The sequence below is a fragment of the Pararhizobium sp. A13 genome (genome assembly GCF_040126305.1).
In the GTDB taxonomy this organism is placed as follows: domain Bacteria; phylum Pseudomonadota; class Alphaproteobacteria; order Rhizobiales; family Rhizobiaceae; genus Pararhizobium.
This window is the reverse complement of record NZ_CP149510.1, coordinates 893,001-913,596: the sequence shown is the minus strand read 5'-3', so window position 1 is coordinate 913,596 and position 20,596 is coordinate 893,001. Positions and strand designations below refer to the sequence as shown.

The following is a 20,596-nucleotide window of genomic DNA, read 5'->3' as shown; positions in this document are numbered from 1 at the left end:
CCCGCAAGTGTAATCAGCCGCGCAACGATGGGGGTTCCATCGCGGGGCTTTCAGTAGCCTGAGTTGCCGCCGTCGGACCCGTAACCGCCTCCGTCCATTGGGCGATTATCGTAGTTCGGTCCGCTCTGGCATCCGGAGATCGTCAAAACAGACAGCGCTACCGCGATCACCACCATCAAGTATCTGAGGTTCATGGCAGTCTCCCGTCATGGAGGGCCTGGCCAAGCCGTTGAGGCCATTCGAGAGATTGTCCTCTCGTTGTTCATCGAAGGCAAGCTCAGCCCGACATCGTGACGCTACCCCGCCAAATGCTTGAAGGCCGCCACGACGTCCTCGTAGACCTTGCGCTTGAACGCGACGATCAGTCCCGGCAGCTCGTGCATTGGTTTCCAGGCCCATTCGTCGAATTCCGGGTCGTGGCCGCCCGGGGGCGGGTTGATGGCGATTTCGGTCTCGTGGCCTTCGAAGCGGAAGGCGAACCAGCGCTGGGTCTGGCCGCGATATTTGCCCTTGAGGCCGATGCCGATCAGGTGATCAGGCAGGTCGTAGTTGATCCAGTCCGGTGCTTCGGCAAGCAGGGAAACGGTGGACATGCCGGTTTCCTCATGGAGCTCGCGGTAGGCCGCCTTCAGCGGGTCCTCATGTTTGTCGATGCCGCCCTGCGGCATCTGCCAGAGCTGGGCGGAGCCGTCATATTCGGAGTTGCCGACCGCAATGCGCCGTCCAACCCAGACCAGACCGTCCCTGTTCAGCACCATCACGCCGACGCAGGGGCGATAGGGAAGGTCTTCCGCCTTGATCGGTTTCGACTTGTTCTTGCTCATCCGAGTGTTCCTTGCTGATCATGTTTTCCGGCGCCGATGAACCCTGGTGCGCGGTTTCGCCTGCGTCACAGGCTTACGCTATTGTTGTTGCGGATCCTTGACGAGGGCCGAGACGCCGACGAATTCGATGCCGCGGGTGCCGGCCTCGTCGACCCATTGGGAAATTGCCTCGACGCTTTCGTCGAAGGCCGAGGCGACGCCGATGGCGCTGCCGTTGCGGCGGGCGATGCGCTCAAGTTCGTCGAGCTTTTTCAGGATGACGGTGCGGTCGAGTTCGCCGTCGACGACCATGTCGGCAAAGCCGTGCGGCACGCCGATCGTATCGGCGAGCGTACCGGTCAGCGATTGCGCCGACGTGCCGTCGTCGAGAAACAACAGGCCACGCCGGCCGATGTCGCGCATCACCGGTTCGAGCGCATCGGCGTCAGCCAGGAACCGCCCGCCGAGGAAATTCATGACGCCGGTATAATTGGTGATCCTGGCGAGCGACGAGCGCAGTTCGGACAGGTTCTTCCTGGCATCCTGCCCGACGCGCAGCGTATGCGGGCCGGGGTTGTTGTCGGGATAATCGAAAGGTTCGAACGGCACCTGCAGCAGGATTTCATGGCCGTCGCGGCGGGCTTCCTGCATCCAGCGCTGCAGGCTGTTGCCGCTGGCGGCGAAGGCCATGGTGATCTCGGGCGGAAGCTGGCGCAGCGCGTTCTGCGTGCCGGTCTGGCTCAGTCCGAGGCCGCCGACGACCAATGCGATGCGCGTGCCGCGCGCACCTGACCACGGCCGCGCATATTGATCCATCGGCCGCAGGCCATCCGGACCGATGATCGGCAAATGGCCTTCCGGCGCGTCTTCCAGCAGGGCATCGTTAGGAAAGGCGGCCATGCGCGGGTCCTGCCCCTTCGTGCGGCCGACCTCGATGAAGGCGGGGCCGTCGCCGCCACGTTGCTTGGGTGAGAATTTGGTGACGATCGAGCCGTCATCCGTCAGCGTCTCCTCGACATGGGCGCCGGAAAGGGCGCCGCTTGTCGGTGACGTCTTGAGTTTTTTGCCGTCCGCGGTCGTGTCCGCTCCCGGTTTTTCAGCTGTCTGCGCGGCGTCTGCTTCCGCTGTGGGTTTCGGTTCGATGAGGCCGGTCGGCCGCAGCACGGTCCACGCGGAGACGCCGATCAGCCCCGCAAAGCCTGCGCCGAGAAGGGCGCGGCCGAAAGAAAAGATAAATTTTTGCGATTTGGGAGGGCGCGCCTTGCGGTTCTGACCAAGAGGAGCGTTGAGGTCTGTTCCCAAGAGGGTCTCTATCGATCTGGGTTGCGAGGGGCGGAAAGCTTGGCAGGCCTCTGGTTCAAGAATCGAAACCGCCGCCCGGCCGGAGCCAGGCGGCGAGATGTTCAACGGAATCCGCGCAACACACGGACAAGAAGGCTTACTGCTTCAGTTCGGCCTTTTCCGGATTGGCCGGGAAGGCCGGGTCCGACTTCTTGCCGCGCAGCAGGTCGAGCGCATAGTTCAGCTGCAGGTCGTCCTTGGCTTCCGGCGGCACGTAAGCGACGGAACCGGAGCCTTCCTCGTTTTCGTTCTGGCCCTTGATATGACCACGCAGGCTGGATTCGCTCGTCGTTTCGACCTTGCCGAGCAGTTCCGGCGGCAGCGGCTGTTCGACCTTGATATCCGGCGAGATGCCGGTGCCCTGGATCGACTTGCCGGACGGCGTGTAATAGAGCGCGGTGGTCAGGCGCAGCGCACCGGCATCGCCGAGCGGGATGATCGTCTGGACCGAGCCCTTGCCGAAGGAGCGCGTGCCGAGAACGGTCGCGCGCTTCAAGTCCTGCAGAGCGCCGGCAACGATTTCCGAGGCCGAAGCCGAGCCGCCGTTGACGAGCACGATCACCGGCTTGCCATCCGTCAGGTCGCCCGCCGTGGCATTGAAGCGGCGGGTCTCGTCCGGATTGCGGCCGCGAGTGGAGACCACTTCGCCGCGTTCCAGGAAGGCGTCGGAGACGTTGATCGCCTGGTCAAGCAGGCCGCCCGGGTTGAGGCGCAGGTCGAGCACATAGCCCTTCAGCTTGTCGGCCGGGACCTGGGCCTTGATCTTCTCGATGCCGCTCTTCAGGTCGTCATAGGTCTTCTCGGTGAAGGAGATCACGCGCAGGTAACCGACATCGCCCTCGACGCGGAACTTGACGGCGCGCACCGCGATGATGTCGCGGATGATCGTCAGTTCGATCGGCTTTTCAGCACCCTTGCGCAGGATGGTCAGCTTGATCGGCTTGCCGACGGCGCCGCGCATCTTGTCGACGGCTTCCTCGAGCTTGAGACCGCGCACATCCTGGCCGTCGATCTTCGAAATGAAGTCGCCGGCAAGAACGCCTGCCTTGGCAGCCGGCGTATCGTCGATCGGGCTGGTCACCTTGACGAGATCGTCTTCCATGGTGACTTCGATGCCGAGACCGCCGAATTCACCCTTAGTCTGGGTGCGCATGTCTTCGGCGTCGGTGGAATTCATGTAGCTGGAATGCGGATCGAGCGACGAGAGCATGCCGTTGATGGCATTCTCGATCAGCTTGTCGTCCTGCGGCGGCGTCACGTACTGGGCGCGGACTCGCTCGAACACATCGCCGAAGATCGACAATTCGCGATAGGTGGATGCGTTGGCCGCGACGGCCGGGACGATGGAGGAATAAACAACGCCCGTGGCCGCTGCACCCATGAGTGCCCCGACCAGAACAAGTGACGTTCTACGAATCATTGCGTACCTTTCCGGTGTCTGCTGCGGTCCACCATGGTCGGGAATCAACCGGTTTTCCGTCTTTCCTGAATTCAATGTAAAGCGTTGGACGCTCGGTTTCCAGCGCCAATGCGGTCGCGCTGGCCACTCTTTTGTTACCCATGGTGCCAAGCGGCTCGCCGGCGACGACGAATTGCCCCTGCTGCACCGTGACGTCGTCGAGCCCGGACAGAACGATATGGTAACCGTCGCCGGGATTGAGGATGATCATCTGGCCGTAACTGCGAAACGTACCGGCATAGACGATCCAGCCATCGGACGGCGCTGTTACCAAGGCTCCTGCATTGGTTTCGAGCATCATGCCCTGGAGCGAATGCCCTGTCCCATCGGCATCGCCGAACCGGCGCAGGACCGATCCGGCCACCGGCAATGCGAGCTTTTTCTGCAGGTCCGAAAATGCATATGCAGGCGCAATGCGGTTTTTGTCGGGCGTAACGCTGTTGGCCAGTTCGCGGGCTTCAGCCCGCTGTTCCTCCGACATCCGCCTGCGGTTTTCCTCTTCGGCCCTGGCCGCGGCCGCGGCATCGCGCACCGAGGCGATCTCGGTCTCGATCGAGCCGATCAGGCCTTCAAGGCTGGTCGCCTGGGCGGCGAGCTGCTCGGCCTTGCGGCGCTCGGCGGCAAGCTCGGTGGCGCTGCGTTGCTTCAGTTTCTGCTTTTCGGCAATCAGCATGTTCATGCGCCGCTCTTCCTCGAGCCGGGATGCCATGTCGTCGCCGAGCGCCTGTTTCTGGGCGGTGATTTCCTTGCGTAGACCGGAAAGAGCCTTCAAGTCGGCGACAAGGTTTTCCGTTTCATGGCGAATGCCGGGCACGACGGCGCCGAGCAGGATGGCGCTGCGAACCGAGGCAAGCGCATCTTCGGGCGTGACGAGCAATGCGGGCGGCGGATTGCGCCCCATCCGCTGCAGCGCCGCCAGCACCTCGGCGAGCACGCTGCGCCGGGCGCGCAACGATTTATGAACGACATCTTCCTTCGTTCGCAGCGCGGTCAGCTTCTCTTCGCCGTCGACGATCTGCTGTTCCAGCGCCCTGCGCTTGTTCGCCGAATCGACGATCGCCGCTCTCAGTGACTCGCTGGTCTTTTCAAGCTCCTCGATACCCGCCTGCAGTTCGGCTGCACGGTCGTTTGAAAGCGTGATGGTCTTCGACAGGGCTTCCAGTTCGCTGCGGGTGCTGTCACGCCTGAGTGCGAGATCGGCGACAGGATCGACCTGTGCGGGCGCCTGTCCGGCGGCGGCCCGGGAGACGCGATCCGTCGTCTCGGCGGTCTGGGCGGGTGCGTCGGCGGCAAGCAGGAGCCCGGCGGTCAACAGGCTCGCGCGCAGGCCGCGCCAACCGGCATGTGCCGGCTGCCCTTTGTTTCCCCGCCTCTTCAACCCTGTCGTCATTCCGCCATTCGCTGTCAGCCGTGCGTCCGGGCAAAACCCTACGCTGATTTGGCCATCGCCGCCAACAGCCATCCCCGGCAATTGCGGCATCCGCGTGGCGGGGCGGTGGGCCTAGACCCTGTGATAGGGGTGGCCGGAGAGAATTGTGACGGCGCGGTAGAGCTGTTCGGCGATCAGGATGCGCACCAGCTGGTGCGGCCAGGTCATCTTGCCGAGGCAGATGACTGCATCCGCCTTGCTGTGCAGCGAGGGGTCAAGGCCGTCGGCGCCGCCGATCGCCAGCATCAGGTCGCGTTTGCCGCTGTCGCGGAACGAGCCGATGAGGGAGGCGAACGCTTCCGAATCCAGCGCCTTGCCGCGCTCGTCGAGCAGGATGAGAAGGCTGCCTTCGGGGAGGGATTTTTCAAGCAGGGCCGCTTCTTCGCGCTTGCGCGTATCGGCGCTCGAGGCGCGGCTTTCAGGCACTTCGGTGACGCGGGACAATTCGAGGCCGATCGCCGGTCCCGCCTTGGAGAAACGATCGAGGTAGCGGGCCGCAAGATCCTTCTCCGGGCCGGCCTTGAGACGCCCGACGGCAAAAAGACCAACCCGCATGTCGTTTCCTCGATTTTCGGCGCGCCGACAGTCCTACAGGCTTTCCGCGATGGCCGCCTGAACACGTAGTCGATCTGTTCCGGCGAAATGCCGGTGCCGCAATTTCGTTCTGCTACTGGTCGCAATCAGATGATTTCACCTGCGCGACCGCCACAGGATCCACAATTTCCACTATCGTCGGCCGCCTCCGGGGAGGCTCGGCGCCTAGTGCAAAGTGCCGTCTTCCATATCCGGCGCGGCCCACATCTTTTCGATGTTGTAGAACTCGCGGATTTCCGGACGGAACACGTGGATGATGATGTCACCGCTGTCGATCAGCACCCAGTCACCGGTTTCCAGGCCTTCGACGCGGGCATTGCCATAGCCTTCGTCCTTCAGGTCGGTCATCAGGTGATCGGCGATCGCCATGACATGCCTGCTCGATCGCCCGGAGACCACGACCATGTAGTCTCCCAGCGCCGATTTTCCGGCAATGTTGATGGTGACAATATCTTCTGCTTTCGAGTCCTCGAGACTGTTGAGGACCAGGTGAAGAGCACGGGCAGCGGCTTCGTCGCTGCGATCCGGGCTTTGCGGGAAAATGCGGCTGACATTTCCCTTCGCGTGTACTGTTGTCAGGGTCTTTCCTTTCCAGTTGAACAGAACAGGCACCACGATTCGATTGTCGGTCGAACCGCCACGCTAAATGTAGGCACCAATGCCTTAACGTTTCAAGACATGAGAAGTAAATGACGGTTAATCATTGTTCATGATTTCGCCCGAAGCGCTGTCGAACTGAGCGGCGAGCGCGGTCCGTGAATGAAGGTCCAGGCCGGAGCCTTGCGCCAGGCGAGGCTTGCGGCATGGGCTTCGTCGACACGTGCATAGTCGAAAGTCCTCGCCATCTTCGAGGAAAGATAGGAGAGCGTAGCACCTGGGCGGTCGATGACGGCGATGGGATAAGTGCGCGCGATTTTCTGCCAGTCCTGCCAGAGATGGAAGTTTTTCAGGTTGTCGGCGCCCATGATCCAGACGAAACGGATGTCGCGGTTTCGTTCGCGGATCTTCTCCAGCGTCCGTGCCGTGTAGGTTTGCCCAAGCGACTGCTCGAACGCGGTCACCTTGATGTGCGGATCGAAGGCGATCGCTTCGCTGAGCCTTATGCGCTCTGCAAGCGGTGCGAGATGGTTGCGGTTCTTCAAGGGATTGCCGGGCGTCACCATCCACCAGAGCTGATCGAGGCCAAGGCGGCGGAGCGCGATATCGGCGACCAGTACATGGCCGTCATGCGGCGGATTGAAGGAGCCGCCGAACAGGCCGACCGTCATGCCGCGCTCCACATGCGGCATTTTCAGATAGAATCGATCGACGCCGTCCGGATGCCCTTGATGCACTTAAGTCCGCACCTGACCGGTGCCGCGCACCCTGTATTTGAACGAGGTCAGCTGTTCGACGCCGACGGGGCCGCGCGCATGCATCTTGCCGGTGGCGATGCCGATCTCGCCGCCCATGCCGAACTCGCCACCATCGGCAAATTGGGTCGAGGCATTGTGCAGCAGGATGGCGGAATCGACTTCAGCGAAGAAGCGTTCGACGACGGCCGGATCCTCGGCAATCACCGCTTCCGTATGGGACGACGACCAGGTGGCGATGTGGTCGATGGCGCCATCGATGCCATCGACGAGCGTCACCGAGATGATCGAGTCGAGATATTCCGTCGCCCAATCCTCTTCCGTCGCCGCAATCAGCCCCGGCACGATAGCGCGAATGTCGTCGCTGGCGCGCACTTCGCAACCGGCATCACGAAGCACGGCAATGAGGGGTGCGACGAATTTATCTTTCGCCTTTCGGTCGATCAGCAGCGTCTCGGCCGAGCCGCAAATGCCGGTGCGGCGCATCTTGGCGTTGACGACGATCTTCATCGCCATTTCCAGATCGGCCGAAGCATCGACATAGACATGGCACAGGCCTTCGAGATGGGCGAAGACGGGAACGCGCGCTTCGTTCTGGACGCGAGCCACAAGGCTCTTGCCGCCGCGCGGAACGATGACGTCGATCGTGCCGCCAAGACCCGTCAGCATGGCGCCAACGGCGGAGCGGTCGGCGACCGGGACCATCTGGATCGCATGCTCTGGAAGGTTGGCATCCTTCAGCCCCTGTACCAGGCAGGCATGGATAGCCTGCGATGAATGCAGGCTGTCGGACCCACCGCGCAGGATCACGGCATTGCCCGCCTTGAGGCAAAGCGCGCCGGCATCCGCCGTCACATTGGGGCGGCTTTCATAGATGACGCCGATGACGCCGAGCGGCGTGCGGACCCGCTCGATATGCAGGCCGTTCGGTCGATCCCATTCGGCGATGATATCGCCGACAGGGTCCGGAAGCTCGGCAATGGCGCGGATGGCGTTGGCCATATCGAGCACGCGGCTTTCGGACAGCGTCAGGCGGTCGAGGAACGAGGCGGCAACACCGGTTTCGCGGGCATGTTCCAGGTCGAGCGCATTGGCGGCAAGGATGTCGTCCTTGCGGGCAACAATATTGCTTGCCATGCTGACGAGGGCCGCGTGCTTGCGTTCGGCGGAAGCGGTGGCGAGCGGGCGGCTGGCGGCGCGGGCCTGCCTGCCGATCACGGCCATGAGTTCCTGGATTTCCTTTTTCCTCACGTCGTCAAGCATGCGCGTCGCTCCTCACCGCATCCGTTCCCCGCTTTGCCGGTGCCGTCATCACCATGTCGTCGCGATGCACCATCGCGGCGCGGCCTGCGTATCCCAGAATAACGGCGATTTCCGCCGATTTCTTGCCGGCGATCTGCCGCGCTTCGTCGGCGTCGTAGCCGGCCAGCCCGCGGGCAATCTCGCGGCCTTCGGCGCCGATGATGGCGATCGTATCGCCGCGGCTGAAGGAGCCGGTCACCTGGCGGACGCCGGCGGGAAGCAGGCTTTTGCCCGAGCGAAGCGCCGCTTCGGCGCCGGCGTCGATGGCAAGGGTACCAGCCGGCAGCAACTGCCCGGCAATCCAGGTCTTTCGCGCCGTGACCGGAGATCCGGAGGGCGCGAACCAGGAGGAACGGGCACCGGCGCCGATCGCCGACAGCGGATGATCGGCCTTGCCGGAGGCGATGATCATGGCGCAACCGGCACCGGTCGCGATCTTGCCGGCATCGATCTTGGTGCGCATGCCGCCGCGCGACAGCTCGGATGCCGCACCGCCCGCCATCGCCTCGATCTCCGGGGTGATTTCCGCGATGGTTTCGAGGAAACGGGCATTGGGATCGAGATGCGGCGGAGCCGTATAGAGCCCGTCGATGTCGGAGAGAAGGACGAGCAGATCAGCACCGGTCATGGTGGCGACGCGGGCGGCCAGCCGATCGTTGTCGCCATAGCGGATTTCGGTGGTGGCGACCGTGTCGTTCTCGTTGATGATCGGCACGGCTCCCATCTTGAGAAGCTGGCTGATCGTCGCGCGGGCGTTGAGATAGCGGCGGCGCTCTTCGGTGTCGCCCAGCGTCAAGAGGATCTGGCCGGCGACGATCTCGTCGGTCGACAGGCTTTCCGACCAGGCGCGGGCGAGCGCGATCTGGCCGACCGCCGCGGCCGCCTGGCTTTCCTCGAGCTTCAGCACACCAGGGGCGAGATCGAGTACCGAACGGCCGAGCGCAATGGCACCGGAGGAGACGACGAGAACGTCGACGCCCTTGGCTCTCAGCGCGGCGATGTCGGCACACATGGCGTTCAGCCATTGTTTCTTCAGGCCGGTCTTGCGATCGACGAGCAGGGCCGAACCGATCTTGATCACAATCCGGCGGTATTTTTCCAGCGGTTTGCGGGTCGTGGCCATGTCAGTCTTCGTCCCCGTAGGTCTGAGCGCGGACGATGACGTCGCGCAGCGCCCGCAGCGTATCGGTCATGCCGGTGCCGACGACGGCCGACAGGAGCAGCGGCGTCTGGCCGCTGGCCTTGGCGAGTGCCTTCTGTTTTTTCTTCAGCTCGTCCGGATCAAGCACGTCGATCTGTGACAAGGCGACGATCTCCGGCTTGTCCGTGAGCTCGCCGCCATAGGCTTCGAGTTCGTGTTTCACTGTCTTGTAGGCCTTGGCAACATTCTCTTCCTGGGCCGAGACGAGATGCAACAGGACGCGCGTGCGCTCGACATGGCCGAGGAAACGATCGCCGAGGCCGACGCCGTCATGGGCGCCCTCGATCAGGCCTGGAATATCGGCAAGGATGAACTCGCGGCCATCGATGGTCGCGACGCCGAGATTCGGATGCAGCGTCGTGAACGGATAGTTGGCGATCTTTGGCCGGGCGCGTGTCGTCGTTGCGAGAAAGGTCGACTTTCCGGCATTGGGCAGGCCGACGAGGCCGGCATCGGCGATCAGCTTCAACCTCAGCCAGATGGTCTTTTCCTCGCCCTCGAGGCCGGGATTGGCCCAGCTCGGGGCCTGATTGGTCGAAGACTTGAAATGCGCGTTGCCGAAGCCGCCATTGCCGCCGGCGGCGAGCCGGAAGCGCTGGCCCTCTGCGATCATGTCGATGATCAGTGTTTCGGAATCTTCCTCGAAAATCTGCGTGCCGACCGGCACTTTCAACGTCACGTCGGCGCCGCCGGCGCCGGTGCGGTTGCGGCCCATGCCGTGAATGCCGGTGCCGCCCTTGAAATGCTGCTGGAAGCGAAAATCGATCAGCGTGTTCAGGCCGTTGACGGCCTCGACCCAGACATCGCCGCCGCGGCCGCCATCGCCGCCGTCCGGGCCGCCGAATTCGATGAATTTCTCGCGCCGGAACGACACAGCGCCAGCACCGCCGTCGCCCGAGCGGATATAGACTTTTGCTTCGTCGAGAAATTTCATCGCACTGCCATCTGGTTTGTGTATTTGCCTGCCGTATTTGCCGCCATCGATATAGGCGCTTACCCCGGAGGTCAAAGAATATCGTGAAGTTTTTGAGCTATAACATCCAGTACGGCGTCGGTCTCGACGGCCGTTTTGACCCCGAACGCATTGCCAGAAGTCTTGAGAGCGCCGACGTCATCGCGCTGCAGGAAGTGACACGGAATTTTCATCGCAACGGCCATGCCGATCTTGTCGCGATTTTCCGCGATCTCAAGCCGCAATACTTCTGTGCCTTCTGGCCGGCCTGCGAGGTCGATGCCGGATCGGCGATCGAGAATGGCCGTGCCATCGAACGCCGCTTCCAGTGCGGCAACATGATCCTGTCGCGCTTCCCGATCTTGTCCACCCGCCTCCTTCCCCTGCCGCGCACCCGCACGATCTCGCCGATCAACCTGCAGCGGGGCGCAACCGAAGCGCTGATCGATACGCCAACCGGTCCGCTGCGCGTCTATTCGGTTCATCTCGACCATGTCTATCCTGCCGAACGCATCGCCCAGATTTCCTACCTGAAGGCGAGGGCGATTTCCTATGGCATCGAAGGCGGCGCCATGACCGGAGGCGCCGATTTCGGTTTCGACGAGTTGCCGCATCCGGACGATTTCGTCCTGATGGGCGATTTCAACATGGTGCCGGAGAGCCCCGAATATTGCGCGATGGCCGGCACGCGCGACGCCTTTTACGGACGCTCGCTGCGCCTTGAAAACCCGGTCGATGCCCTGGCGCAGCTCGGCCGGCTGACGCCGGACAGCTACAGCTGGATCGATCCCGCCGATCATAACAGGCGCATGCATCTCGACTATTGTTTCCTCAGTGCCGGGCTCGCGCCGCGATTGAAGGATGCGTGGATCGATTTTGACGCGGCGGGCTCCGATCATCTACCCGTCGGTTTCGAACTTGCATGACAGCAAAAGCCCGCGGCATCGCTGCCGCGGGCTTCATCTCGTGTCACGGCTTGCGCAGGTCGCCCGCCGTGATGCGGGTTTCGATATGGCTCACCAGGCTGTTGCGCGCCAGCGCATAGATCTGGGCGCAGCCGGTGATCTCGAAGCCGAGCTTCTTCTGCAGCTTCAGCGAGCCCGCATTGTCGGCGAAAACGCCGGAGTGCAGGACGGTGTCCGGCATACGCCGGAAAAACCGCTCCATCGCCGCATAGGCCGCCTCGCTGGCGTAGCCACGACCCCAGTAGAAGCGGTTCAGCCAGTAGCCGAGATGCCACTGGCCGTGCCGCAGCTCGATGCCGACGCAGCCGATATGGACATCGTCACCGGTGGTGATCGCCAGTGTCCAGCCGGCATTGAGCCCCGAACTCTGCTGAATCAGCCAGTCGAGGGCGTCCTGCCGATGGTAGGGTGCCGAGACCCGCGCGAGCATGCGCGAGACCTGGTAGTCACCAAGCGACTGAGCCACTGCGTCCGCATCGGAAAGCCGGTGCGGACGCAGGACCAATCGCGTGCCTTCGATGACCGGGCAGGGGCCGGGATCGGGGCGGGCCGCAATCTTAGGCCGCTCTCGAAGGTGAGCGGTCATCGCAGACCTCCCCAGCTTCTCAGCGACATCCAGGTCTTGCGGTCGAGCCGGTACCATTCGACCGACATCATGCCGCCGAGCGCCAGGCTGTCGACCATGCCTGATCCCTGGAACTGGAAGCCGCATTTCTGGATGACCCGCCGCGAGGCGACGTTCATGACCCGGCAGCGCGCATCGATCTGGTCGATGTCGCGGGTGCGGAAGGCCATGTCGGTCAGCGCTTGGGCGGCTTCCGTGGCATAGCCCTTGTTCCAGTGCGGCTCGCCCAGCCAATAGCCGAGCTCCGCCGTCCTACCGTCGGGATGCGGCTCGATACCGCAGCAGCCCAGGAATGCGCCATTATCCGCTTTGGTAATCGCATAGACGCACTTGCCAATCGCGCCCGTCTTCGTACGGCGTACGAAATCCGCGGCATCGGCCACCGTGTACGGGTGCGGCATGCGCGAAACCATGGTGGCGATATTGGCGTTGTTGGCAAGATGGGCAAGGGCGTCGATATCGTCTTCATGGGGCGCGCGCAAAACGAGCCGGGGCGATAACAATATCGGGCAATCGGTCCTTGACCGCTGAGGCCTTGGCCTCTCTTCGGGAGACCGCGATTGGCTCTCCCTCATCAATTCGCTCTGCATGATCAGTCCTCCAAGACGTGAAAAAGGGGAGTTGGGTCTTGCCCCATCTCCCCTTTTGATCTTGGCCTGAACCAGGTGCGGTCAGCCGGGTCGATGAGACGCCGGCTGTTTTAGAGCGCTACCGGCTTATTCCGCTGCTTCGGCTTTCGGCATTACAGACACGTACACGCGGCCATTGGCCTTCGTACGGAAGTCCACGTTGCCCGCCGTAAGCGCAAAAATCGTGTGATCCTTGCCGAGGCCGACATTGGCGCCCGGATGCCACTGCGTACCGCGCTGACGCACGATGATGTTGCCCGGAATGACGACTTCGCCGCCGAACTTCTTCACGCCAAGGCGCTTGGACTCGGAATCACGACCGTTACGCGATGAACCGCCAGCTTTTTTGTGTGCCATTGGTGTTCTCCTTTAAACCTTAGATCCGTTGTCTCAGTTTGCAGCTTCGGCGGCGGCTTCGGACTTCTTCGAAGCCTTCTTCGCCTTGCCGGCGGCAGCGATGTCCAGGATGCGGACAGTCGTCTGATGCTGGCGATGACCGCGCGAACGCTTCGAGTTCTGGCGGCGGCGCTTCTTGAAGGCGATGACCTTCTTGGCGCGGCCCTGTTCCACAACTTCGGCGCTGACAACGGCACCTTCGACAAACGGAGCGCCGATGGTTGCGTCTGCGCCGACGCCGACCATCAGGATCTCGGTGAATTCAATCTTGTCGCCTGCTACGCCGTCGAGCTTTTCGATCGTGACGACATCGTTGGCGGCCACGCGGTACTGCTTACCGCCGGTCTTGATGACTGCGAACATTTTTTATCCTTTCATGTTCGTTCCGGCTCTCCGCCTTAGAAGCGGGGCCGTCTTTTTGCCAGTCGGACATGACAAGGCCTCAGGACCTTGCCGGTGAACGGGCGCAATAGACACCCGGCGCGGCGAGGACAAGCCACACCACTTCAATTGCGCGGATTAATGGAAGCTGCGAAAACTGTCAAGGCAGGCGTCACGAATTCGTCAAATATTCCTTGCCCCTACCCCTTGTCATCCCGCCAAACTGCCGCTATGAACCGCCTCGCGCTTGAAGGCGCCGACCAAATCATCCGGAGAGGTGGCAGAGTGGTCGAATGCACCGCACTCGAAATGCGGCATACCTGCAAGGGTATCGTGGGTTCAAATCCCACCCTCTCCGCCATTCTTTCCTAAATAGTTCTAGCATGTTAATGACTTTTTCGGAACGCATGTGGAGCCGCAGAGTGCGCCGGTTCTGTTGAATCTCTCGACATGAGCCACAACTGCGGCACGCCCTTGTGAGATTTCATCGAGCCACGCCACGGTTTGATCAAGGCGCTCCTGATCGATTTCGGTCAGGTGAGTGGCTTCTCGATGAAGCGCTAAGACGCTCCGAGCAGGGCGCAATTCTGTCTGATCGGTAGAATTACACGTGCTCACGCACCGTTATTCTCGGAGGGCATGAGAACCTTGAACGGCTCCAGGATCTTAGCGATTTTCGGAACACCTGCTTTCGCAAGGCTCGCAAGATAATCTTCATAGACGAGCGGGGGCTTTCCGTAGTGCATGAAATCATTCCGGACTGCGTCTGCGAAGTCTTCGGGGGACAGGCTATATGCCTCAACGAGGAAATCATCAGGATGCTTCGTGTGCAGACGGAAAGGCGCAATTACTTCAGCAGGGAAATCTTTTTCGTTAAACGTTACGATAACGTTCGCGCGCGTCATTATCGCCGCCGCAAGGACATGGCGATCATCAGGGTCGGGCAACTGGAGGCCCGCTATTAGGGGCTCATATCCCTCGACGAGACAGTCTGGAACCGCAGCGTTCATAAGCTGTCTTGTTCGATCCAAATCTGCCGGCTTCAAATCTGGCCTGTTCTTTATAAGATTTCGAACCCATTCTTCGTGGATGTCATTGGACCAACGGGCTCGGAATATCTTCGATTGCGCAATAAAAAGCACGAGGCTTCTCAGCCTCGCGCCATAGAATACGTTCGCGTCAATAAGCGCAGTAAAGGTCGAAATCATTCAAGCCCAAGCCGTTTTGCTTCTTCATTTAGATCGAGAAGCGCCTTTTTCTGTTCGTGCTTGCAAGCCTTCTCATATTCGATCAGGTCAGAAAACCTAACTCGTCGATGACTTCCAACCTTACGATACTGAAGTTTGTTTGCTTCAAGTTGACGTATTAGGTGCGGCCGCGAAACATTTAAATAATCCGCCGCTTGCTGTGTTGTAAGCTCAGCATCGTGTGGGATTAGAGACATTGGCGTGCGATTAGCCATAGCCTCCAATACTTCGTAAATGAGCGCCACGGCACGCGCTGGCAAAGGGACAATAATCTTCTTGTCCTCTTTTCCATCTAACGTGATCTTCACGCCTTCATTAGCTTCTGCCACAGCTTTCAGCTTATCGGCAGCCTTTCGTGCGATAACCGCTTCCGCCTCATCAGCGACAAACGGCTCACGCGTTTGGTCCATGAGTGCAAGCATTTCAATCTCCTGTGGTGGTCGCCGAGGTGGTGAGCCTCGTGCAAATCAGTGATACTACCATCGGCCATTATTGTCACTCATTAATCGCAATAAGCGCAATAAATGAAACAAACGTAAATGGAAATGGTTCCAATGCGCAATCCGACGCAATCCTCCGACACGATCGAGCAATTATAATTCATGGTAGCTTGCATAAGGAGGTCTGCAGAAGCGCTTAACTGCTGAAATAGCTCTGTTGGACGCTGTCAAGCAACCGCTTCTCGGGGCCGGGATACTCCTTGGCTCCCCTCCAGGGGCATCCTACGCATGATCTTTCAATATCCATTGGAGATCACAGGGCGACGATCCGAAAACTCAGAGGGCGCTGGCAAGCACAGGTGCGCAGGCGCGGCATGAAGCCTCGCTGCAAGTCGTTCGACAGCAAGCCCGAAGCCGAGAAGTGGGCGCGTGAGCTTGAGACTCAGGTCGATCGGTTCGGTGCCGCGCCAGACACTCGTATCCTCGAGAGCACGACGCTCAGCGAACTCCTGGAGCGCTACAAGACCGAAGTGTCGCCCACCAAGCGCGGATCGGTCCAGGAGATCCAGCGCATCGACGTGCTCAAGCGTCATGACATCTCCTACCGGACTATGGTCGGACTCTCACCGCAGGACATCTCCTCGTTCCGAGATGAGCGCCTTAAGACCGTAGCTCCATCTACCACTGTGCGCGAGCTCGCCATCCTCAGTCACGTGCTGGAAGTCGCGATCCGTGACTGGGGCCTGCCGCTTGGTCGGAACGTCGTGAAGCTCGTGCGACGCCCAGTCATTCGAAACGAACGGAAGCGTCGTCTTGAGGGCAACGAGGAGCAGCGTCTGCTCGACGCATGCGACGGTGGCAAGATCCCCTTTTTCAGGACGCTGCTCGTCCTGGCCATTGAAACCGGGATGCGCCGTGGTGAGATCCTGGGGCTGCAATGGAGCGACATCTCCCGCAATCGCCGGATCATTTCCTTGATGATGACAAAAAACGGATCTGGGCGCGAGGTGCCTCTGTCACAACGAGCTTTTGATGCGCTGACGGAGTGGAAGGCGCGAGCTGATGTCGAGCAGCTCCTCGTCTTCCCAATGAATGCCGGGTCGCTGGAGCAGGTCTGGCGTCGTCTCTTGATACGTGCTGGAATAGCAGGGCTCCGCTTCCACGATCTACGTCACGAAGGTGTTAGCCGCCTGTTCGAGCGCGGTCTCAACGTGATCGAGGTGAGCAGCATTTCAGGGCATAAAGAGTTCCGGATGCTGAAGCGATATACGCACCTCAGTGCCGACGATCTCGTGGGTCGTCTGGGATAAGTCGAGGTCCTAGAAAAAATACTCGCGATCGAACATGATGCCGCCTGTTGGCTGAGCAAATTTCCGAACAGACTACCCAGACGTGGCCGGATTGGAAGCCTCAGCGCATAGCGATGTCGACCGGACAAATTTACCGTTTTCGATCCGAGATAAAGATCGGTGACGACATCGTCACATATGATCCCTCCAGGCGCGTCTACCTCATAGGGGCAGTGGTCGGCGACTATCGATTTGACGAGACATTCGATCCAGAAGACCCCAATTTGCGCTCCGTAAAATGGCAAGGAGAGGTATCAAGAGATCTATTGTCCGCTGCAAGCAAGAACACGCTCGGCGCGATCTCCGCTCTCTTCCTGTTGTCAGCCGAAGTCATGGAAGATCTTCGTCGGGCCTTCCGTTCGCACGAGCCACCGGTCGCAGTCGACCAAGCTCCAGAAGCAGAAGAAGACATCTTCCGCAATATTCAGGCCAAGGCCGTCGAGTTCACGAAGGATCGTATTTCTGCCCTGGATTGGGACGAAATGCAGGAACTTGTTGCAGGGCTTCTTCGAGCCATGGGCTACAAGACGCAGGTATCACCCGTGGGCCCGGACCGCGGCAAAGACATCGTCGCTTCTCCGGACGGCTTCGGCTTTCAGGCGCCGAAGATTGTCGTCGAAGTGAAGCATCGCCAGGGCGCCATCGGCGCGCCGGCGATTCGAGGCTTCATCGGTGGACAGCGTCATGCCCAGGACAGAGGTCTCTATGTCTCGACCGGAGGTTTTACGCGAGAAGCCTATTATGAGGCGGAACGATCGAACGTGCCGCTTGCCTTGATGACCATCGACAATCTCGTCGAGGCGCTGATCGAGCACTACGAAAAGCTTGACGTGGAAACCCAGCAGCTTCTTCCGTTGAAGCGGATCTATTGGCCGACGTGAGAACAGTTCGGCACGCTTCCGGCACGTCTGCATGCCGCTCCGAGCGGATATTTGTCATCCCGCCAAACTGCCGCTATGAACCGCCTCGCGCTTGAAGGCGCCGACCAAATCATCCGGAGAGGTGGCAGAGTGGTCGAATGCACCGCACTCGAAATGCGGCATACCTGCAAGGGTATCGTGGGTTCAAATCCCACCCTCTCCGCCATTCTTTCTTAATTTTCAACTAGATAGGTTTGATTTGATATCGTCGGGGTGGCGTAGGCCGGCCGAGTGTATGCATTTCCATTAACTAGGGCCACATCCAAGGCGCAACCGAGGGCCTCAGCGATCAGTAACTACGGTCTTTTGACGTCTTCAAACTCAAGATCGAATCTGGCTGGGAATTTTGTGATGGCGATCGACGTCATCGCTGCTCTAGCGGCAATGGTCCAGCTTGTTTCTTCGCTCGTTTTTTTCTGAGCAGCGATGGGCGTCATTTGCTAAGGCGGGCGAACGCAAACGCAGCTCATCTCAGCAGATTCGATGGCTGCTTTCAGGAAGTCAAATAAACAGCCCGAACGACTAAGCTGAGGGCGCGGAGTCGCCGTATCCTTTGTCGATGAAGGCATGGCCGAACTGGGGCCGAAAGCGGAAATTATCTCCGCCTACCCCTGTTGACTGAGGCCCAAAGCCAGGGCGCAAAGGTGGCATCCACGATCGCTCGCGACGGAAAAACAGAGGGACTTCAAGGCGACTTCAATAAACCATTGAAATCATGTGAGAATCAATGTTTCCCAGGCTGTAATCCCGAGATGGTGTTTCTCGAGCTTGTGTATCAGGCTCAAATCTGCCCCTGAATGCGCCTGCATCGCTTCCGAATATTATGGGTGATGCGCTCCAGGACTCTCGTCGGATCGCCAGCGGTGTCGACGATCTGTTTCGCAACATCTTCGCTGGCGCCACCAATTGCCGCCGCAAGCTCATGGACGCGCCTGACAGTCGATGCGCCGCTCAACCCGACCTCCTCGGCAAACGCTTGCCAATCGGCTCGCTTCAAGTCAGGCGCGATGAAGCGTCCGGCAATGCCTTGAGGCAGGCTCTGATCAACCTGCCGGTATACCGCCGCACACATCAAATCGTAAAACGGCGCCAGCTTCGCAGATCCCCCGGCACCGATCAGGATGGAGTAGTTCTTGGCGTGCGAGTCTGAATTGCAGATCAACACGTTGAAAATCACTGCATCGAGAAGCGTCAGGCGCTCGGCGGGGGAAACTAGATCGCTGACGGCGTCGAACATCATCGTCAGGGATACACCGCGGCCTGTCGAAGACCGCTCATATTTCTGCGACGGAAAATGACCCGTTAGCTGGCAAAGGTCTTCCTGGTGCAGTCTGCGGATCTCGCCCTGCGGGTCCGTGAAACGGTCATAGCGCTTCACCAGCAAATAGCGTCGTTTGCCGGCTACGCCGATCGTGGCTTCGGCCGCTTCCAGTCCGCAGGCCCGTGCAAGGGCCAGGCAGAAGGCTTCGTTCTCGACGCTTCCAGCCAGACGGTCGGTGTCCGGCTTGATGATATGGTTCGACGGCGTACCGTCGACTGGGATCGAGATAGCGCCATTCTCATCAACGAAGACGGGCAGCTTTTCCTGCACGCCTGCAAGCGACATGGAGACCCCTCGCTCACCGACCAGGAAGGGTTTGGCGGGAAGTTCGTTGAGAATGCGCTCCAGTGTCGCCTCGTCCGGAATGGGCTGGAGGTTGACGCCTGCCTTTCGTGGTTCGCCGATCGAGAGCGCTCCCGCCGTGTCTCGGCCGATGTGGCCGAGCAGGCCCACGATGTCTTGAGGAGAGACTTTCAGCCGCTGACCGATTTCGGCGAGATGCGTTTCCGGAAGCAGGTTGGCGAGCCATGGCAGCAGCCTGTCGGCGCCGACCGGTCCGGAGCCTAGCGGCATCGTCAGCGAGATCGGGAAAGCCGAGCGGCGCGCTTCCCAGGATGGGTCGTAGTCGAGTCGCCATTCGCCTTCGAACGTCATCCGCGCGACGGGGAAGGTTTCGTAGAAGATTGTTGTCATCGACCATCACCGAAGGTCGGCAGGAAGCCAAGATCATCGTCCAACGCGGCTGTAGACACTTGGGCTGTTTTGAGGTCACCGATCTCGATGCCGACGGTGCGCGCGACGATCAGCGCCTTCTCGAGCTGGCAGCTCGGCTTGCCGGCTTCGAGCTCGACGATGAAACGTTCGCCCGTGCCGGAACGGGCGGCGAGCTCAGTCTGGGTCCAGCCAAGACCTTTGCGTTTTTCCCTGACGGCAGCGCCGAAATCGCGTGCGGATCTGAACATCGAGCATCTCCTATATCGGCTTACCGTACAGGAAGATTTTCTGAGTTTCAATGCCATCCTTACCGAGCGGGAAGTGTCGCCCTTAGAAACGTAAATTCACCCCGATCGGGAAGTTTTTGCCATCGAAGTAGAGCACGATCCGCAATGCAGGCAGGCACTTGACGGAGCCCCAGGTTTTCGGGGTATCGCGGAGCTATCTGGCGGAGAGTCCCACCCTCTCCGCCATTGGCACCTGACATAAATGCGTTGCGAAGCCTCGGCGTCAGCCGACGCCTTTTGCCGTTGAGTGGCGACGATCACAAATCATCGCAGGGCCACGCTGACAGCGCTCTGGCGCTGGCTGAGCGTCATGAGAAGGCGCTGCGAAACCTCGCATTGGGCGAGGTCGCATTAACTTTGGATTCAATTGACTGCCCGACGCACTTCAGCCGAAGCTCTTGACTGCCTTCTCTATCCCGGGCCTGGCCCTCTCCAGGTCATCGCCGTTCATGACCGCCTTGATCTCAACAGAGGCATCAAAGGCAAGGAACCACGGCTCAGCAATGGCCGGTATCTCCGAGGTATCCTTCATGTCGAAGAAAATCAGGCCCGTTCTTTTCCCGTCGAATTCAGTGAAGTAGGCTGCTTCGGGTTTGAGATCGGCGAGTATGGATTGAATCTTGGTGACGAGGCTGCCATCCTTGATTGCTGCGTTTGCCTTCTCAACGGGAAGCGAAACCTTGAGCATCATTCGCATTTCTTTCCTCCCTTTCTGCCTGCGGGGCGTTCAGCAGACGAAATCTAGCGACGCTGTCATGCCGGCGAACTGCGCGGCCAAGGCTCGAGGCCAACCCTCGGGTATCGTTCGCTCTATCGTGATGCCGGCGGTCGTTTGAAACTCGTTCATACGCCAAAAATAACCGTCTGACTCTGAACCTGATTTCCGCAA

General features: G+C 60.3%; 23 protein-coding genes and 2 tRNA genes. 5 read left to right on the top strand and 20 right to left on the bottom strand.

Features of this window, described 5'->3' with window-relative positions:
- Window positions 1-50 precede the first annotated feature (50 nt).
- The 11 genes from WI754_RS04350 to obgE form a co-directional block, all read right to left on the bottom strand.
- A complete protein-coding gene (locus WI754_RS04350; RefSeq protein WP_349436431.1) occupies window positions 51-194 on the bottom strand; it encodes a hypothetical protein in 144 nt (47 codons plus the stop codon).
- Window positions 195-296: 102 nt separating this feature from the next.
- Window positions 297-824 (bottom strand): RNA pyrophosphohydrolase, encoded by a 528-nt coding sequence (locus WI754_RS04345; RefSeq protein ID WP_349436430.1) that lies wholly within the window; start codon window positions 822-824, stop codon window positions 297-299.
- 78 nt (window positions 825-902) lie between these two features.
- Window positions 903-2,105: a divergent polysaccharide deacetylase family protein gene (locus WI754_RS04340; RefSeq protein ID WP_349436429.1), complete on the bottom strand. Its 1,203-nt coding sequence runs from the start codon at window positions 2,103-2,105 to the stop codon at window positions 903-905.
- 136 nt (window positions 2,106-2,241) lie between these two features.
- Entirely contained in the window at window positions 2,242-3,564 is a 1,323-nt protein-coding gene (locus tag WI754_RS04335; protein ID WP_349436428.1) for a S41 family peptidase, read from the bottom strand.
- Window positions 3,554-4,993: a murein hydrolase activator EnvC gene (locus WI754_RS04330; protein ID WP_349436427.1), complete on the bottom strand. Its 1,440-nt coding sequence runs from the start codon at window positions 4,991-4,993 to the stop codon at window positions 3,554-3,556. Before WI754_RS04330 ends, WI754_RS04335 begins: the two co-directional genes overlap by 11 nt.
- Window positions 4,994-5,104: 111 nt before the next feature.
- Entirely contained in the window at window positions 5,105-5,587 is a 483-nt protein-coding gene (rlmH, locus tag WI754_RS04325; RefSeq protein WP_349436426.1) for a 23S rRNA (pseudouridine(1915)-N(3))-methyltransferase RlmH, read from the bottom strand.
- Between the two features lie 204 nt (window positions 5,588-5,791).
- Window positions 5,792-6,229: a ribosome silencing factor gene (gene rsfS, locus WI754_RS04320; protein ID WP_349437725.1), complete on the bottom strand. Its 438-nt coding sequence runs from the start codon at window positions 6,227-6,229 to the stop codon at window positions 5,792-5,794.
- Window positions 6,230-6,333: 104 nt separating this feature from the next.
- Window positions 6,334-6,915 (bottom strand): nicotinate-nucleotide adenylyltransferase, encoded by a 582-nt coding sequence (locus WI754_RS04315; protein WP_349437724.1) that lies wholly within the window; start codon window positions 6,913-6,915, stop codon window positions 6,334-6,336.
- A gap of 45 nt (window positions 6,916-6,960) precedes the next feature.
- Window positions 6,961-8,241 carry a glutamate-5-semialdehyde dehydrogenase gene (locus WI754_RS04310; protein ID WP_349436425.1) on the bottom strand — a complete coding sequence of 427 codons (1,281 nt, stop codon included), beginning with the start codon at window positions 8,239-8,241 and terminating at the stop codon, window positions 6,961-6,963.
- Window positions 8,234-9,403: a glutamate 5-kinase gene (gene proB / locus WI754_RS04305; RefSeq protein ID WP_349436423.1), complete on the bottom strand. Its 1,170-nt coding sequence runs from the start codon at window positions 9,401-9,403 to the stop codon at window positions 8,234-8,236. The genes WI754_RS04310 and proB overlap by 8 nt, the downstream gene beginning before the upstream one ends.
- A gap of 1 nt (window position 9,404) precedes the next feature.
- Complete coding sequence (gene obgE / locus WI754_RS04300) at window positions 9,405-10,415, bottom strand: GTPase ObgE (protein ID WP_349437723.1); 1,011 nt, start codon at window positions 10,413-10,415, stop codon at window positions 9,405-9,407.
- A gap of 83 nt (window positions 10,416-10,498) precedes the next feature.
- Here obgE and WI754_RS04295 point away from each other — a divergent pair, with 83 nt between their 5' ends.
- The gene (locus WI754_RS04295; RefSeq protein ID WP_349436422.1) at window positions 10,499-11,359 is read left to right on the top strand and encodes an endonuclease/exonuclease/phosphatase family protein; all 861 of its coding nucleotides are present in this window, start codon (window positions 10,499-10,501) and stop codon (window positions 11,357-11,359) included.
- 43 nt (window positions 11,360-11,402) lie between these two features.
- Here the strand turns inward: WI754_RS04295 and WI754_RS04290 are convergent, their stop codons facing one another.
- From WI754_RS04290 to rplU, 4 genes are all read right to left on the bottom strand, one after another.
- Window positions 11,403-11,984 (bottom strand): GNAT family N-acetyltransferase, encoded by a 582-nt coding sequence (locus WI754_RS04290; RefSeq protein ID WP_349436421.1) that lies wholly within the window; start codon window positions 11,982-11,984, stop codon window positions 11,403-11,405.
- Window positions 11,981-12,613 carry a GNAT family protein gene (locus WI754_RS04285; protein ID WP_349436420.1) on the bottom strand — a complete coding sequence of 211 codons (633 nt, stop codon included), beginning with the start codon at window positions 12,611-12,613 and terminating at the stop codon, window positions 11,981-11,983. Before WI754_RS04285 ends, WI754_RS04290 begins: the two co-directional genes overlap by 4 nt.
- Window positions 12,614-12,739: 126 nt before the next feature.
- Window positions 12,740-13,009: a 50S ribosomal protein L27 gene (gene rpmA / locus WI754_RS04280; protein ID WP_037128768.1), complete on the bottom strand. Its 270-nt coding sequence runs from the start codon at window positions 13,007-13,009 to the stop codon at window positions 12,740-12,742.
- A gap of 33 nt (window positions 13,010-13,042) precedes the next feature.
- Window positions 13,043-13,411, bottom strand: a complete 369-nt coding sequence (rplU, locus tag WI754_RS04275) for a 50S ribosomal protein L21 (RefSeq protein ID WP_349436419.1) — start codon at window positions 13,409-13,411, stop codon at window positions 13,043-13,045.
- A 289-nt stretch (window positions 13,412-13,700) separates the two neighbouring features.
- On the opposite strand from rplU, the gene WI754_RS04270 reads away from it, so the two are divergent.
- Window positions 13,701-13,790 (top strand) — tRNA-Ser (locus WI754_RS04270).
- A gap of 253 nt (window positions 13,791-14,043) precedes the next feature.
- Here the strand turns inward: WI754_RS04270 and WI754_RS04265 are convergent.
- The gene (locus WI754_RS04265) at window positions 14,044-14,637 is read right to left on the bottom strand and encodes a PIN domain-containing protein (protein WP_349436418.1); all 594 of its coding nucleotides are present in this window, start codon (window positions 14,635-14,637) and stop codon (window positions 14,044-14,046) included.
- Window positions 14,634-15,098 (bottom strand): helix-turn-helix domain-containing protein, encoded by a 465-nt coding sequence (locus WI754_RS04260; protein WP_349436417.1) that lies wholly within the window; start codon window positions 15,096-15,098, stop codon window positions 14,634-14,636. The genes WI754_RS04265 and WI754_RS04260 overlap by 4 nt, the downstream gene beginning before the upstream one ends.
- Window positions 15,099-15,490: 392 nt before the next feature.
- Between WI754_RS04260 and WI754_RS04255 the strand changes: the two genes are divergently transcribed.
- The 3 genes from WI754_RS04255 to WI754_RS04245 all read left to right on the top strand — a co-directional run bounded on the left by WI754_RS04255 (window position 15,491) and on the right by WI754_RS04245 (window position 17,551).
- Complete coding sequence (locus WI754_RS04255) at window positions 15,491-16,426, top strand: site-specific integrase (RefSeq protein WP_349436416.1); 936 nt, start codon at window positions 15,491-15,493, stop codon at window positions 16,424-16,426.
- Between the two features lie 47 nt (window positions 16,427-16,473).
- Window positions 16,474-17,346 (top strand): restriction endonuclease, encoded by an 873-nt coding sequence (locus tag WI754_RS04250; RefSeq protein ID WP_349436415.1) that lies wholly within the window; start codon window positions 16,474-16,476, stop codon window positions 17,344-17,346.
- Between the two features lie 115 nt (window positions 17,347-17,461).
- A tRNA-Ser gene (locus tag WI754_RS04245) sits at window positions 17,462-17,551 on the top strand.
- Window positions 17,552-18,166: 615 nt separating this feature from the next.
- Here the strand turns inward: WI754_RS04245 and WI754_RS04240 are convergent.
- From WI754_RS04240 to WI754_RS04230, 3 genes are all read right to left on the bottom strand, one after another.
- Entirely contained in the window at window positions 18,167-19,399 is a 1,233-nt protein-coding gene (locus tag WI754_RS04240) for a type II toxin-antitoxin system HipA family toxin (RefSeq protein ID WP_349436414.1), read from the bottom strand.
- Window positions 19,396-19,668 carry a helix-turn-helix domain-containing protein gene (locus WI754_RS04235; RefSeq protein ID WP_349436413.1) on the bottom strand — a complete coding sequence of 91 codons (273 nt, stop codon included), beginning with the start codon at window positions 19,666-19,668 and terminating at the stop codon, window positions 19,396-19,398. Before WI754_RS04235 ends, WI754_RS04240 begins: the two co-directional genes overlap by 4 nt.
- A 424-nt stretch (window positions 19,669-20,092) precedes the next feature.
- Window positions 20,093-20,398 (bottom strand): hypothetical protein, encoded by a 306-nt coding sequence (locus WI754_RS04230; RefSeq protein ID WP_349436412.1) that lies wholly within the window; start codon window positions 20,396-20,398, stop codon window positions 20,093-20,095.
- Window positions 20,399-20,596 lie beyond the last annotated feature (198 nt).

Bases quoted from the DNA above. Each gene is read 5' to 3' on its own strand.
- WI754_RS04350 (WP_349436431.1), bottom strand. From the start codon at position 194: ATGAACCTCAGATACTTGATGGTGGTGATCGCGGTAGCGCTGTCTGTT.
- WI754_RS04345 (WP_349436430.1), bottom strand. From the start codon at position 824: ATGAGCAAGAACAAGTCGAAACCGATCAAGGCGGAAGACCTTCCCTAT.
- WI754_RS04335 (WP_349436428.1), bottom strand. From the start codon at position 3,564: ATGATTCGTAGAACGTCACTTGTTCTGGTCGGGGCACTCATGGGTGCA.
- WI754_RS04330 (WP_349436427.1), bottom strand. From the start codon at position 4,993: ATGACGACAGGGTTGAAGAGGCGGGGAAACAAAGGGCAGCCGGCACAT.
- rlmH (WP_349436426.1), bottom strand. From the start codon at position 5,587: ATGCGGGTTGGTCTTTTTGCCGTCGGGCGTCTCAAGGCCGGCCCGGAG.
- WI754_RS04315 (WP_349437724.1), bottom strand. From the start codon at position 6,915: ATGCCGCATGTGGAGCGCGGCATGACGGTCGGCCTGTTCGGCGGCTCC.
- WI754_RS04310 (WP_349436425.1), bottom strand. From the start codon at position 8,241: ATGCTTGACGACGTGAGGAAAAAGGAAATCCAGGAACTCATGGCCGTG.
- proB (WP_349436423.1), bottom strand. From the start codon at position 9,403: ATGGCCACGACCCGCAAACCGCTGGAAAAATACCGCCGGATTGTGATC.
- obgE (WP_349437723.1), bottom strand. From the start codon at position 10,415: ATGAAATTTCTCGACGAAGCAAAAGTCTATATCCGCTCGGGCGACGGC.
- WI754_RS04290 (WP_349436421.1), bottom strand. From the start codon at position 11,984: ATGACCGCTCACCTTCGAGAGCGGCCTAAGATTGCGGCCCGCCCCGAT.
- WI754_RS04285 (WP_349436420.1), bottom strand. From the start codon at position 12,613: ATGCAGAGCGAATTGATGAGGGAGAGCCAATCGCGGTCTCCCGAAGAG.
- rpmA (WP_037128768.1), bottom strand. From the start codon at position 13,009: ATGGCACACAAAAAAGCTGGCGGTTCATCGCGTAACGGTCGTGATTCC.
- rplU (WP_349436419.1), bottom strand. From the start codon at position 13,411: ATGTTCGCAGTCATCAAGACCGGCGGTAAGCAGTACCGCGTGGCCGCC.
- WI754_RS04265 (WP_349436418.1), bottom strand. From the start codon at position 14,637: ATGATTTCGACCTTTACTGCGCTTATTGACGCGAACGTATTCTATGGC.
- WI754_RS04260 (WP_349436417.1), bottom strand. From the start codon at position 15,098: ATGCTTGCACTCATGGACCAAACGCGTGAGCCGTTTGTCGCTGATGAG.
- WI754_RS04255 (WP_349436416.1), top strand. From the start codon at position 15,491: ATGAAGCCTCGCTGCAAGTCGTTCGACAGCAAGCCCGAAGCCGAGAAG.
- WI754_RS04240 (WP_349436414.1), bottom strand. From the start codon at position 19,399: ATGACAACAATCTTCTACGAAACCTTCCCCGTCGCGCGGATGACGTTC.
- WI754_RS04235 (WP_349436413.1), bottom strand. From the start codon at position 19,668: ATGTTCAGATCCGCACGCGATTTCGGCGCTGCCGTCAGGGAAAAACGC.
- WI754_RS04230 (WP_349436412.1), bottom strand. From the start codon at position 20,398: ATGATGCTCAAGGTTTCGCTTCCCGTTGAGAAGGCAAACGCAGCAATC.